At 43.8% G+C, this 14,164-nt stretch carries 14 protein-coding genes; 4 read left to right on the top strand and 10 right to left on the bottom strand.

Annotated elements, in window-relative coordinates; translation table 11 throughout:
• Nucleotides 1-740 (top strand): T9SS type A sorting domain-containing protein (locus ABDW02_RS19450; protein ID WP_343637596.1); only part of this gene is annotated, 740 nt, incomplete at its 5' end.
• Here ABDW02_RS19450 and ABDW02_RS19445 read toward each other — a convergent pair.
• From ABDW02_RS19445 to ABDW02_RS19420, 6 genes are all read right to left on the bottom strand, one after another.
• Nucleotides 737-943 carry a hypothetical protein gene (locus ABDW02_RS19445; protein WP_343637594.1) on the bottom strand — a complete coding sequence of 69 codons (207 nt, stop codon included), beginning with the start codon at nt 941-943 and terminating at the stop codon, nt 737-739. The genes ABDW02_RS19450 and ABDW02_RS19445 overlap by 4 nt on opposite strands.
• A complete protein-coding gene (locus ABDW02_RS19440; RefSeq protein ID WP_343637592.1) occupies nt 940-1,503 on the bottom strand; it encodes a sigma-70 family RNA polymerase sigma factor in 564 nt (187 codons plus the stop codon). The genes ABDW02_RS19445 and ABDW02_RS19440 overlap by 4 nt, the downstream gene beginning before the upstream one ends.
• Nucleotides 1,504-1,625: 122 nt before the next feature.
• Nucleotides 1,626-2,303: a DNA alkylation repair protein gene (locus tag ABDW02_RS19435; RefSeq protein ID WP_343637590.1), complete on the bottom strand. Its 678-nt coding sequence runs from the start codon at nt 2,301-2,303 to the stop codon at nt 1,626-1,628.
• 3 nt (nt 2,304-2,306) lie between these two features.
• On the bottom strand, nt 2,307-2,933 hold the full coding sequence (locus ABDW02_RS19430; protein WP_343637588.1) for a carbonic anhydrase: 627 nt from the start codon (nt 2,931-2,933) through the stop codon (nt 2,307-2,309).
• Nucleotides 2,930-4,444, bottom strand: a complete 1,515-nt coding sequence (locus ABDW02_RS19425; protein ID WP_343637586.1) for a SulP family inorganic anion transporter — start codon at nt 4,442-4,444, stop codon at nt 2,930-2,932. The genes ABDW02_RS19430 and ABDW02_RS19425 overlap by 4 nt, the downstream gene beginning before the upstream one ends.
• A 35-nt stretch (nt 4,445-4,479) precedes the next feature.
• Entirely contained in the window at nt 4,480-4,782 is a 303-nt protein-coding gene (locus tag ABDW02_RS19420; protein WP_343637584.1) for a hypothetical protein, read from the bottom strand.
• 248 nt (nt 4,783-5,030) lie between these two features.
• On the opposite strand from ABDW02_RS19420, the gene ABDW02_RS19415 reads away from it, so the two are divergent.
• A complete protein-coding gene (locus ABDW02_RS19415; RefSeq protein WP_343637582.1) occupies nt 5,031-5,597 on the top strand; it encodes a 5-formyltetrahydrofolate cyclo-ligase in 567 nt (188 codons plus the stop codon).
• 147 nt (nt 5,598-5,744) lie between these two features.
• Entirely contained in the window at nt 5,745-6,305 is a 561-nt protein-coding gene (locus ABDW02_RS19410) for a hypothetical protein (protein WP_343637580.1), read from the top strand.
• A 54-nt stretch (nt 6,306-6,359) separates the two neighbouring features.
• Here ABDW02_RS19410 and ABDW02_RS19405 read toward each other — a convergent pair whose 3' ends face one another.
• The 3 genes from ABDW02_RS19405 to ABDW02_RS19395 form a co-directional block, all read right to left on the bottom strand.
• Nucleotides 6,360-8,252 carry a cellulose synthase family protein gene (locus tag ABDW02_RS19405; RefSeq protein WP_343637578.1) on the bottom strand — a complete coding sequence of 631 codons (1,893 nt, stop codon included), beginning with the start codon at nt 8,250-8,252 and terminating at the stop codon, nt 6,360-6,362.
• A gap of 221 nt (nt 8,253-8,473) precedes the next feature.
• Entirely contained in the window at nt 8,474-9,664 is a 1,191-nt protein-coding gene (gene kbl / locus ABDW02_RS19400) for a glycine C-acetyltransferase (RefSeq protein WP_343637576.1), read from the bottom strand.
• Between the two features lie 172 nt (nt 9,665-9,836).
• Nucleotides 9,837-10,859: a radical SAM/SPASM domain-containing protein gene (locus ABDW02_RS19395; RefSeq protein WP_343637574.1), complete on the bottom strand. Its 1,023-nt coding sequence runs from the start codon at nt 10,857-10,859 to the stop codon at nt 9,837-9,839.
• Nucleotides 10,860-10,962: 103 nt separating this feature from the next.
• Here ABDW02_RS19395 and ABDW02_RS19390 point away from each other — a divergent pair, with 103 nt between their 5' ends.
• On the top strand, nt 10,963-13,362 hold the full coding sequence (locus tag ABDW02_RS19390; RefSeq protein ID WP_343637572.1) for a DUF5686 family protein: 2,400 nt from the start codon (nt 10,963-10,965) through the stop codon (nt 13,360-13,362).
• On the opposite strand, the gene ABDW02_RS19385 is transcribed toward ABDW02_RS19390, so the two are convergent.
• Nucleotides 13,359-14,156: a sulfite exporter TauE/SafE family protein gene (locus tag ABDW02_RS19385; RefSeq protein WP_343637570.1), complete on the bottom strand. Its 798-nt coding sequence runs from the start codon at nt 14,154-14,156 to the stop codon at nt 13,359-13,361. The genes ABDW02_RS19390 and ABDW02_RS19385 overlap by 4 nt on opposite strands.
• Between the last annotated feature and the right edge of the window lie 8 nt (nt 14,157-14,164).

Below are 14,164 nucleotides of genomic sequence, written 5' to 3'. Positions count from 1 at the left end.
GAGAGAACTCATTCTTGGGAGGAGACAACGGAGCAGACATGGTTTGGAACCCATCCGACCGACAAGTTGACGGAAACGGGCTTCCGGTATTCGGAGGTAACCAGCCGATCTGGGTATTCGGAGTAGACATCAACGGTGAGGGTTGTCCTTACTACGATGGAGTGAATAACTGGGTTTACGATCAGTACCAGATTGGTAACACAACTGCTTACAAACGTTTGTTCACCAGCTTGATGTGGATTGCCAACACGATCACAGCAACAGGCCATGATTTCATGGAAACAGACGTACGAATGAAAGTTCGTGTGAACAAGCAATACACCGATTACACTGCAACAGGATTGAACGGAGGACGTCCGATGTATTCCTGGTCAATGGATGATCTTCAGACAACGACAGCAAGCAGAGACGTATTGGCATCCGCATTGGATCTGATCAATGTGGTACCGAACCCGTACTATGCGTTCTCGGAGTATGAAAGAAACAAAGTCGACAAACGCATCAAGATCGTGAACCTGCCGGAAACTTGTACCATATCGATTTATACCATGTCCGGAAAACTGGTCAACCAGTTCAAAAAAGACAATGATTTAACCTTTATGGACTGGACATTGGCCAATAAAGCGGGAATTCCGGTTGCTTCGGGCGTGTACTTAATTCACGTAGATGTGCCGGGTGTGGGAGAACGGGTGTTGAAATCCTTTGTGGCTATGCGGGAACTGGATATCGAAGGATTCTAGGATTCCAGAAATACCAATAAGAACATCAGTCCGATGATCAGAAGCAGTAAAAAGAGTTTCGGATCTTTATACAATGGCCGCTTAGGACGTTTTGCCAAACGCTCATATTTATGAGAAAGCGAGGCAAAATCCTTGTAACGTACCAGTTGTTCCTTGGTAGGTTCGGGTGATTTTTCGTTCGATATTCTTTGAAATTTTCTCATGATTCGCGTTTCCAATTTGTATTGATCTTTTCCAGTAAGCGGTATATTCTCATTTTAGCGTTTGCTTCACTAATTTGATAGATGTCGGCAATTTCTTTGAAACTAAGCTCCTGGAAGAATCGCAATTCGATTAAATCTGCCTGAGTTTCATCTAAGTTATTGATTATTTCGATCAGTTGATCCAAATCTGCCTGTTGAACTCCTGTTTCACCACTTTCTTCCAGGATGGAATAGAGTTGTCGGTCGCTGATTTCAACAGAATAGTTTTTCTTTTCCGAGCGGAAAAACATATTGACCTCGTTTTGAGCGATCCGGTAAAGCCAGGCACTGAACGGAAGTCCGCGATCTTCGTATTTACCGATATTGGCCATGGCTTTTATGAAACATTGCTGTACCAAATCACCGGCTACTTCTTCATTTCCTCCGAGCCGTTTAAAAATAAACCGGAAGATCTGCTCGAAATAACGCTCATACAGCGGACCAAAATGACGATGGTCTTTTTGAGCAAGCTCAATTTGCTGGGCTTCGTTAATTACAGGTTGTGTTTTCTTCTTAAACAAAGTCGTGGGTTTTCAGAGGTAATGACCGATTTTGGAAAAGTAACAAGGAAATTTAAATGATCAATTATAAATTTTATCAAGAATGAAGCCTCCTTGATAATTGAACCATTCATCCTTGATAATTAGTCCAGGTATTTACTCGCCTCTCTCAACGCCAGCCCTTTAATCGGATGATTGCCGAGAATACGAACCACTTCTTCCGGGTTGCATTTGGATAATTGACGTAAAGACCAGCCGATGGCTTTTTGAATAAAGAATTCCTTGTTGCTGTTCATCTGTTTGATGAGGTCTTCCAGGTAAGCAGTGTCGACCTGATTCTTATATTTCAGTTGATAGATCAAACAGGAGCGCTGCAGCCAGAATGATTCATGGTAGCGCCACTTTTCAAAAGTTTCGCGGGCTTTTTCAGGAAAGAGCAACGCCCATTTCCCCAAATAATTGGAAGCAATCGCATCTACGGTGTCCCACCACGATTTTTGATCGAGGATCCATTCCAGTTCCGCTGCATCTGCTTCCGAAAAGTACTTCTTCGGCCAGGAATTCAATAGGTCGATGGCGGTATGTTGGTAATCGCGCTCTTCTTTATTCCAAAGAGCGCGAATTACCGACCATCTTAAATTTCTGTCATCTAGTGTTTTGAGCGAATCGACCCAGCTTTTCTGAGCCGTTCTGCGGATTTCCGTTTTCATTCCGATAAACGGGAACTGATCCCGCATGTATGCACTCGCTGTTTGAGCGCGTTGTGCATGACGAAATGGTTCAAAAAGCTCTTCCAGCTGGATGATTGTCTCTTCGACCATTGCTTAGAACTGGTAAAACTGGAAAACAGGTTTTAAATCAGTTGCGCTGTTGATCGATGTATTCATATCGCGTAACAAACCATCTTTCAGGCTGTAAACCAACGCGTGGATTTCCAACGGATTCCCTTGCTGCCATTCTTCCTGGATGAAAGAGATTTTCGCCATATTCACCGATTGCTGGATAGCGTTTAATTCTACCAAACGGTCTGTTCTTTTTTCCTGGTCTTCAATGGCTTCCAATTCTGCCTGGTTCTTTAAGTATACATTCTTAATGCTTACCAGCCAGTTGTCCAGGAACCCGAAGCTGTTATTGCTCATAGCAGCAGCAACACCACCGCAACCGTAATGCCCTACGATCATGATGTGTCTTACTTTCAGGTATTTTACCGCGTAGTAAACAACACTCAATAAGTTCATGTCGGAATTGATTACCTGGTTTGCGATGTTACGCTGAACGAAAATACTTCCCGGAGGCAGGTTTACGATTTCGTTTGCAGGCACACGGCTGTCTGAACAACCGATCCATAAATATTCGGGTGTTTGGCCCTTAGATAAATTGTCAAAGAATGACGGATCTTTTGCCAATGTTTCTTCTACCCATTTCTTGTTTCCTTCAAAAATGTCTTTCATACTTCTAGTTTTTTTGGTGTAATAATTTCTATTTCTATGTTTTTGTCTTTTGCACGGATTTTAAAGTCTTCAATCGACTCTACGATATCGTGCGCTAAAAATTTGGCCTGACTTTCATCAATGATCACTTTGACACCATTCGGGATCTTCAGCAAGGTCTCGATCAGGGAGGCTTTATTGAGGAAAGTCATGTGTTCCGTCAAGCGAATCTTATATACATTTTCGTCGACGGAAAGATAGTGAGATAATTTAAAATTGTAGTACAGGATCACCAAAAATGAAACTCCCAAACCGATGGAAATCCCGATTAAAAGATCCGTAAATAAAATTCCCAATATCGTTGCCATAAACGGAATGAATTGCAGCCATCCTTCTTTAAACACCTTTTTGAAAAGGCTCGGTTTTGCCAGTTTAAATCCTACCATGATCAGGACAGCAGCCAGCGAAGCATACGGAATGTAATTAAAGACTGCCGGAACGGAAAGTACCGTTACAGCGATCAGTGTTCCGTGTATGATCGTAGACAATTTATTCAATCCCCCGGAATTGACGTTTGCAGATGTTCGCACAACTACTTGCGTTACAGGAAGTCCTCCGATCAACCCGGAAAGTGTATTCCCGACTCCCTGTGCGATTAATTCGCGGTTCCCGGACGTGATCCGTTTCTTGGGATCAAGCTTATCGGATGCATCCACACTCAGAAGGGTTTCGAGACTGGCTACTATGGCCACAGTTGCTGCGGTAAGGTACAATTTGTAATTCCCCAGCTGACTGAAATCCGGGAAGGTGAATAACTCTTTGAATGGTTTTCCGGAAATTCCCAAATCCACGCGGTGTTTCGGGATCAGTGCCCAGGAAGTTCCCTGCAACATAATTGTAGCCAAGATTCCCAGCAGAACCACTAAGAGCGGGCCGGGAACAAATTTCAGGAACGTCTTCTGTATGAACTTTGTATCCCAGAGAATGAGCAAGCCAATCGACACCGCGCAAATGATCAGCGCCGGAATGGTGATGTAATTCAAACTGTAGAAAAGCTCCGAAAACGTGTTATGTCCGTCTGCCTGGAAAAAGGATTCATCTCCTTCGTAATCCGCATCGTATCCCACAGCGTGAGGCAATTGCTTGAAAATGATCAGCAAACCGATGGCTGCCAGCATTCCCTTGATCACCACGTTCGGGAAGTAAAAGGAAATGAACCCAGCGCGGATCAGTCCTAAAATGACTTGAAGAATTCCTGCAAAAACAACTGCTGCAAGGAACAATTCAAACGAACCCAAATCGTGGATAGCCGCTGCAACAATTGCTGCCAATCCTGCTGCAGGACCAGACACTCCGATAGAGGAACCGGAAATACTTCCGACTACAATTCCCCCGATAATACCCGCAATCAATCCTGAAAATACGGGTGCCTCGGAAGCCAGTGCAATTCCAAGACACAGCGGAACCGCAACTAAAAATACGACCAGGCCGGCAGGAGCATCCTGCTTCCAGGTCTTGAATAAATTTTTCATGAAAAATGGATAATGAAATAAACTAATGATAAATGTTAGCTGAATTCATGTATCCTCTCGGGTGGATTGTCCAATGGTGCTTTTTCAGAACCGTTGGTTTTGTCTGTGATTACGGAAAAAGTGCTTTTTTCCATGAAATTGAAATCGATGTCGAAGCTTGAAAGAGCAGGATGGTCTGCCAGATGAAGTTCTTCTTCCAAGAGGTTGATTCCTCTTTTGCTGCTCCCGGTGTTGTTCTCATCCGTATCGGAATCAGGCTCTTCATTGTCTTCGTCTTCTTCAGAAGCAAGGCTTACAGATTGCTTTTCCTCCAGGAAAGTCCAAACGAAATTTCCCACTAAATTGCTGCTTAGCGACAAAAAACAAATGAGGGAGAATAAACGCAATCTTTTAAACACGTCGTAAATATACAGACTAAAAGAAAGTTCTTGCAAAGCTTAGGGGCTTTTTTTGTTAAAAAACACTAGGAATATAAATTCGCTCACTTTTGTTTAATTACTGTCTTTCAACTAATTTAGCCGAAAATTATTCTCCCGAAAATTAAGACCACATTAGCGGGGTTCAGGCATTGGTTCAAAAGAGTAGTATGACAAAAGCAGAATTGCGTCACAAGTATCGAGAAATGAGGCTTCAACTTTCTCCGGGAGAGATTGAAAGGCTTTCCGAAACAATTGTGGAACAAACGTTGACCCATTTTCAACTTTCGGAAAAGATGATTTCTTTATTTCTTCCCATCGAAAGACAGCGGGAAGTAAATACTTACCTGCTATTGGAAAGAGCTATCGGAATCGGGGCATCGGTTGCCATTCCGAAGAGTAATTTCGAGAACATGGAAATGCGCCATTACCTGTTCGAATCCACGGATCAGCTGGAAGTCAATCAAAAGGGAATTCCCGAACCCAAAAAAGGAAAAGTCATTGCCGCAGACCGTTTTGATATCGTGTTTGTGCCGCTTTTAGCCGCAGATGTAAAAGGAAACCGTGTGGGCTACGGAAAAGGGTTCTACGATCGTTTTTTGCGTAAATGCGCCCCGAATTGCCTGTTTATCGGTTTGCATTACTTTGATCCGGAAACTAAGATCGAAGATGTACTCCCGACAGATATCCGTTTGAATGCTTTGGTAACACCTACTCAGGTCATCCGCTTCGACTAAAGCAGAATGAGAATGAGGAATAGATTTTCGTGATCTGCTTCAGTTCAATTAGCTTTAGACATAAAGTATTTTGTTTTCATCATTCTCATTTTCGCTCTCATTCTGACCGAATGAAACAATTTTGCGTCAGTCTCCGTTAAATGCAGTGTGAAATACGGTGTACTTATCTTGCTGCTTCTTTGTTCGCTTTCGTTTTCGGAGGTGGATCAGCCTTCCTACCGGATCGTTTTCGGTGCGCGTATTTCTACGGGGGCCAATTCGAGTGTGGTAAGTTTTGTAGCTATGAAATACTCCAACGACGGGGTGCTTCGCGCAAAAAGGGTTTACGCCAGTAAAGATGAATTCATCAAGGTTCTGAGCGGTTACTGGCCCAGCCCGTTCAATCCCGGGAAAATCGATTATTTCAAACAGAACAAAATTGTAGGTGGTGTTTTTGTAAACGATACTATTCGGGCGGAAATCGGTTATTGTCCGGCGCTGGACAGTTTGTGGAAGCTCCGCTTTTCTGATTGGCCCTACAACGGGAAAAACGAAGCGGGGTGGAGTCATGGCCGCATGAGGCCGGGTTTAAAACAGGAGGAATACCTGGCAAAGCGTTACAACATCAAACAGCTGGATTTTGATTACATCGTTGATACCTGTTTTTGGAAATTGCTCTACGATGTGACGGATTCCACGTGGATCGAGAATTACAAGTTTATACAATAGAGTAGGGGCGGAAAATTTTCCGCCCCTACTGTTTTTATTTTTTTTTGATTGGTTTTACCCTTGTCTCAATTCTTTCAATGAATTAAAGAACACAATTCCGTATCCGATAGTCAGCATCAGATGGAAAGGAACCATTCCTAAATCTCCGTAAATGGCTCTGTTTACAACCGTAAACCCGAATACGCACATCAGGATTCCTTCTCCGATCGTAATCAGTGAAATGCTTTTCTTATCGTATTTGTTTCCTTTGAATTCGTTCTTTTTGCTTACGTTGAACTTTGGTGTTCTAACGAACGAGCTTTTGATTCCCATAAATCCTTCCAATACAGCAATGGTATTCGCCAGGGAAAGACCCAATGAAACCGTCAGGAATAATAAGAAACGACCCAGGAAGCGGAAGAAGGAAGTAAACTTATTGTCTGTTTTATCGCGGTAAGCCAGCCAGTAATAATACATCAGGAATACCGTACTTAAGATAAAGACCGAACCGTACTGGATCACGTAATTCAAATCTGAGAAACTGTCTTTGATCTGCAATACAACCAAACTCAATAGAGACATGATCAAAATGAACATGAATACCGACGAGTTGAATAGGTGTGCCATACCGTGAACACGATCGGAAAGCCTTACGTTCTTGAAAGTCAGGATTGTTTTCCACATTTTCACGAAACACTCCGCTCCACCTTTCATCCAACGGTGCTGCTGTGCTTTCAGTGCCGACATCGTAATCGGTAATTCAGCAGGTGCAACTACATCCTCCAGGTACTTGAATTTCCATCCTCTCAACTGGGCACGGTAGCTCAGGTCCAAATCCTCTGTCAAAGTATCGTGTTCCCATCCACCTGCACTTTCGATACATTTTTTGCGCCAAATACCGCCCGTACCGTTAAAGTTGATGAAATGTCCTGCGGCATTACGACCTCCCTGCTCTGCAGCAAAGTGACCGTTCAAACCGAATGCCTGTAATTCCGTTAATAACGAATAGTTTTTATTCAAGTGCCCCCAACGTGTCTGAACAACACCGATATTGTCATCTGTCTCAAAGTAAGGCATTGTGCGCTGTAACCAATCTTTTTCCGGAACGAAATCCGCATCAAAGATTGCGATGAATTCTCCCTGTACCTTATTCATTGCCGAGTCCAGAGCTCCGGCTTTATATCCTGTTCTGTCCACACGGTGAATGTGCTCGATACGTACACCACGTGCAGCCACTTCCGCTACTTTTTTCGCGATCAGGTCTTTGGTTTCGTCCGTAGAATCGTCCAGTACCTGGATGTCGAATTTATCTCTCGGGTAATCAAATGCCGCCGCTGATTCGATAATACGGTCCGCAACATACATTTCGTTGTACATAGGTAACTGAACTGTAACCGTAAGAGCCGTATCCGGGTTGTAAACCGGTTTTACTTCCTGCGATTTGCGTTTTTTACTTCTGGCATAGGCAATTGATAAGGAAAGTTGTAACAAAGAGTAGATGAATACCAGGACCAAACATCCTCCGTAAATTACCAATACTGCTTTTGCAGTGAAATGCGACCAGTAATTTTCTTTTCCGTTCCAGGTTCCCCAATCAAACATCCACGTAACTTTCGTAGAAGTTTTGAACGGGTTTTTCTGGTCCATTTTGTACTCACTGGTATGATCGTCATCGAGTTTGATCGTGAATACTTCCTGCTTGTATTTTTTGCTGGCAACAGATAGTTCGAAAACGGTCGTATCTGTATTTGGCAGTAATTCGACGCCCTTGAATAAGAATTTACCATCCTCATCCGTAATCGCCTGATAGGTTTTACCTGTTTTTTTGTTAACCAACTGAACCGGAACTTCATCCGAAGGGCCTTTCGTTCTGTAATCCTGGTAATATCCGGATACATCGCGTTTGATTTGCCCGAAAGCAGAAAGCGTGAATACCGCGCAAAATAAAACAAGTAAAGACCTTGTCATAGATTTATCTTTGTTAATTGTTCAACTACTAATGCGAAATGCATTAGATTTTTAGCGCACAAAGATAGTTTTTATTCCATTGAACCAATGGTTTTTTTTTATACAAGTAGTGACACGATGATTCGCGTCTCTACTTGTTGGAATATGGCTGGTTTTAAACCAGAAGGGACGCGATACATCGCGTCCCCACCAACAGATTTTTATTCTATGTTGTTCAACTATTATTGAATCACCTTCAATTCTTTTCCGACCTTGATGAATGCGGCGATTGCCTTGTCCAGGTCGGCGATGCTGTGAGCTGCCGAGATTTGTGTGCGGATACGTGCTGCTCCTTTTGCAACTACCGGGTAGAAGAAACCGATAGCGTAAACGCCTTCCTGCAATAGTTTGTCTGCAAATTGCTGGGATAAAGCTGCATCGTACAACATAATTGGAACGATAGGTGAATCTCCCGGCTTGATGTCAAATCCTGCCGCAATGATTCTTTCCTTGAAGTATTTGGTGTTCGATTCCAGTTTGTCGCGCAATTCCGTAGTGGAACTCAAAATGTCGAAAACTGCGTTCGATGCCCCGACAATGGAAGGAGCCAGCGAGTTGGAGAACAAATAAGGTCTTGAACGCTGACGAAGCATTTCAATGATTTCCTTTTTCCCGGTTGTATAACCACCCATCGCACCTCCAAGTGCCTTACCCAAAGTTCCTGTAATAATATCTACGCGGTCCTGGCAATTGTGGTATTCAGGCACTCCACGACCTGTTTTTCCGATAAATCCGGCGCTGTGACACTCGTCTGTCATAACCAATGCGTCGTATTTGTCAGCCAGATCACAGATTTCGTTCATTTTGGCGATGTCACCGTCCATGGAGAAAACCCCGTCAGTAACAATGATGCGGTGACGTTGTGCCTGGGCTTTTTTCAATTGCTCTTCCAGGTCAGCCATGTCGGAGTGCTTGTAGCGGTAACGCTGAGCTTTGCATAAACGGATACCGTCAATGATCGAAGCGTGATTTAATTCATCGGAAATGATTGCGTCTTCTTCTCCGAACAAAGGTTCGAAAACCCCACCGTTCGCATCAAAAGCAGCGGCATATAAAATAGTATCTTCCGTACCGTAGAACTTAGCGATTTTTGCTTCCAGTTCTTTGTGAATGTCCTGCGTTCCGCAAATAAAACGAACAGACGACATCCCGAATCCATGCGTGTCCAAAGCATCTTTCGCAGCTTGAATAACAGCAGGATGGGAGGAAAGTCCAAGATAATTGTTTGCACACATGATGACAACTTCGTCACCCGAACTCACATTCACTTTTGCTCCCTGAGGAGAAGTAATGATGCGTTCTTTCTTAAATATTCCACCTTCCTTGATCGTATTCAATTCCTCGGAAAGGTAATCTTTCATTTTTCCGTACATGGTCTCTTTTTATTTTCTCGCAAATATAAGAAAAAGCGATAGCTTTTGATACTGAATCCGCCGCGGCGGATTAGTGCAGTTCAACAAAGAGGTGTCGTGCTAGAAGAATTATCAATGAATAATTATCAAGATAGCGGACCTTGATAATTGCCAAATTGATAATTCATAATTGTCAATCGATCCATACTTTTGCGCCTTCCGAGCAATTCGTACAAATCTCTATCGAGTTGCGGTCCTGTAGCACGGTGTTCCGGAATGAACGGTAGGCCGGACTTTTCCAGATCATTTCGAAAGATTGTTCCTGCAAGCTTCCCAGGGTGTGATGCGCATCTTTGTCGAAACAACAGGGAACCACTTGTCCGTCCCAGGTCAGGACACTCGAAGACCACATGCGCCAGCAGCTGTTTCCGCCTTTGTATTTGAAACGGTACGTTCCGTCTTTCTGCTTCACATAGCGCGAATACGCTTCGTTGTCGGGAATCAGTTCGTTTCCGTGTTCATAATCGTAAACCTGCGCGGTTTTGAACCGCACTTCATCAATACCGATTTCGGTTGCCAGTTCCTGCACTTCCGCAATTTGGTGTTCGTTGGCTTTTACTACCAAAAACTGGAAAATCAAATGAGGCGTAGCGCTGTTTGCTTCTTTTTTGGCTTGTACCATGGCTTTTGCTCCATCGATTACTTTATCGAGTTTTCCGTGAATGCGGTAGGATTCGTACGTTTCCTGTGTCAATCCGTCAATGGAAATAATCAAGCGGTCCATACCGGAGGCCACAATTTCCTGCGCTTTTTTGGCATCAATGAAATGTGCATTGGTAGAAGTTGCGGTATAAATCTTATTGCGTTTCGCTTCTTTGATCAGTTCCAGGAATTGCGGATGCAGAAAAGGTTCGCCCTGGAAATAGTAATTGATGTAAAAAACAGAACCGGAAACCTGTGAAAGCCAGTTTTGATGCTGGTAAAGGTCGATTTTCCCTGTTGGACGGCTGAATGCTTTCAAGCCACTCGGGCAAGCCGGACAACCCAGGTTGCAGGCGGTTGTTGGTTCGATACTTAACGCAAAAGGTTTGCCCCAGTTTTTTTGAAGTTTGAACAAACGGGCCAAGCCATAGGAAAAACGAAGCATAGCCAGATTCCAAACACGCTGAACGTTAAGGTGTTTGATAATATTCCGCTGATCTGTAAAACTGTTCATCCTTCTTTACGAAATTACGGAAGTCCGGTGAAACTTCTCGTTTTTTTTGAAGGACTGTAACTTTTTTTGACTTAGTTTGTCTTACGAATAAGACAAATAATTTATGAAAACCATTTTACTCAGCTTATTTTCGCTCCTTTTATCCCATTCATTTTTTGCACAACAAATTCAGATACAGGAAAGTGTTTCGCATGCCACTATTCCGTTTGTGAAGGTTTACCCGGAAGTTGGAAAACCGTTTTTGGCCGATTTGGACGGTAGATTTACCAACCCGGAGGGAAATACGCGGGTAACTTTGAAAATGACCAGTTTCCGGGATACAACCATCACCATTACCGGAGATATGATTGTATACATGACCGAACAGGCGAGTGAAATTGAAGAAGTGACTATTGTTCCGGGAGTGAATCCTGCTGAACGTATTATGGAAGCAGCTATTGAGAATCGAAAGAAGAACCATCCGAAATCGGATGTAGCGTTTAAGTATGACAGTTACAGTAAATTTATAGTTACCATTAACCAAGATGCGTTGGCCCAAATTTCGGATACAACAGCCGATACCAATTTGCTGGATCTGAGAAAATTCTTCGATCAGCAACATATATTCTTGTTGGAAAGCACTTCTACAAAATATTTCAAGCCGCCATTCAAGGAAAAAGAAGTGATCAGCGCCTACCGTGTTTCGGGTTTTACGGATCCCATGTTCTCTACCTTCGCCAATGAATTGCAGTCGTTCAACTTCTACGACAACCAATTCGATATTTTGGGCCGTTCTTATTTGAATCCCTTGGCTTTGGGATCGATTCGCCGTTATTTGTTTATTCTGGAAGACACAACCATTACTGCTCCCGGAGACACGACGTATACCATCCGTTTTCAGCCAAGAAGAGATAAGAACTTTGAAGGAATGAAAGGGAGACTTTACATCAATACCAGAGGATTTGCAGTGGAGAAAGTGGATGCCGAACCTGCCGAAGATAAAGGAGGGATTAATCCGCGCATTATCCAGGAGTACACCCTGTTGGAAGGAAAGAAATGGTTTCCTTATAAGTTATCTACCGAAATAAAAGTTCCGGCTCTGAATATGAGTCCCAAACTAAAAGATGCTTATCTCGTCGGAAAGGGAAATACCTACATTGATAAAGTGGTGCTTGATGCCGATTTGAAGGACCAGCGCTTCAATGCGGTTTTCGTCGAAACGGAGCGTGATGCAAATAAGAAGGACAGTACGCACTGGGATGCCAAACGGAAATACGACCTCGACACGAAAGATCTGAGAACTTATGAGGTGATTGACAGTGTTTCGAAAGACGCAAACCTGGAAGGAAAACTGAAAACGCTTCAGTCGTTGATGCAGGGTAAAATTCCATTGGGCTATTTGCAGGCAGATATTTTGAGATTGGTAAACTTCCGCGATTACGAAGGTTTCCGTTTGGGAATCGGATTGGAGACCAGCGATAAATTATCGGACCGTTTCCGTGTCGGAGGATATTTCGCTTACGGTTTCAAAGATAAAATGTGGAAATACGGAGGTTACGGAAAAGTGACCCTGTTTCCCAAATACTTCCTGGATTTTGAAGCAAGATACCAGCAGGACATCATCGAAAGAGGAGGAACGGGATTGAGCTATGAGCCGGTTGTTACGCGTTTGAATTCCTTCTACCGCGACGTTTACATCCGCCAGATGGACAAACAGCGAATCGGGGAAATTGCATTTACAGGGTATGTGTTCCCGCGCATGAAATTCCGCCTTTCCGGTTCTTACCAGCGCATTGAGTTTACAGAAGGTTACCAATACCAGTGGACGAAACCCGAAATGGGATCCATCGATCATTACGATATCGCGGAAAGTTCCCTGGAGTTGACCTGGGCGATCCGCGACAAAGTAGTTTCATTGGGTACAAAACGTGTTTCCTTGGGCTCCAAATGGCCTATCCTGACGATGAAAGTAACGAAAAGCCTTCCGGGAGTTACTGCTGCAAAAATCGATTACACCCGCGTTACTGCAGGTATTCAGCAAATCGTTCCGATCCGTGCGGTGGGTAAACTGATGTATGTTTTGATGGGAACGGTGGTTGAAGGTGATTCTCCGTTATTGCTGCAGCAAGTGGGACAAGGTACCGGTGGAATGTGGAAAGTTTCCGCGGCAAATTCATTCGAGACGATGATTGCTTCCACGTATTATTCTCCGCAAATGGCAGCATTGTTCACACGTTTCGATTTCAAAGCTATCAAAACCGGTAAGAAATGGACCGCACCACAGTTTGCCATTCACCATGCTATCGGGTATGGAAGTAAGGACGATATGAGCCGTCATTCGATTACTTACAATTCACTGAATAAAGGCTACGCAGAAACGGGATTGCTTGCAAACAACCTGATTATCCTGAGCCGTATCGGATTCGGTATCGGTGGGTTCTACCATTATGCGGGAGGAGTGATTTCGCCGAAAGTGGAAGACAATATCATGGCGAAATTCAGTTTGAATATTTTATTGTTCTAACGAACGGAAACAAGCTCCATTACCAGGATCGCAATTCCGATCAGCAGTACGAAAATACCGAACCCTTTTTTGAGTTTGGCAGATTGGATCTTGTGATTCAGTTTCAGCCCGATGATCAGGCCGGCTGCTGCAATTAAAGTAAAGCCAAGCAGGATTACCCAGTTTAAATGCAGGTTGGGCGTAAAAAGTTCCGCGGTAAAACCACTGAGGGAATTAATGGCGATAATCACAATGGATGTAGCGATGGCGTTCTTGATCGGAACTTTCATGAAAATGGAAAGGGAAGGAATGATCATAAATCCGCCGCCGGCGCCTACCAGCCCGCTGATAACTCCGATCAGTGCTCCGAAGATGACCAAAATTGTGGGTCTGTTTTTTTTTGTTCCCGGATGTTCTTTCTGACCGCGTATCATCGGAATGGAAGCCAGGATCATCAGGATCGCAAATAGCGACATAATGAACGTATTCTTTTCGAAGGCCAGGCTCCCCAGGTGAATGTGCTGCGGAATGGAAGGAACGATTAACAAGCGCGTGATGGAAATACTGATTACTGCCGGAACCCCGAATAGCAGGGTGTTCACCGGGTTGATCAGTTTGGATTTAAAATGCTGAATGGCCCCGAACAGGGAAGTGACCCCGACAATGAACAGGGAGTAAACCGTTGCATTTTGTGGTTCCAGCTGGAAAAAAGCTACCAAAATAGGTACTGCGAGAATGGAACCTCCGCCACCCAGCGTTCCGAGCACAAGCCCCACAAATAGGGCTAAAAAATATCCGATGATTTCTAAGGCCAAGGAACTTC

Source organism: Fluviicola sp. (assembly GCF_039596395.1).
Taxonomy (GTDB): domain Bacteria; phylum Bacteroidota; class Bacteroidia; order Flavobacteriales_D; family Crocinitomicaceae; genus Fluviicola.
Note: the sequence above shows the minus strand (reverse complement) of the source record. Positions and strands in the feature narration are given on the sequence as shown.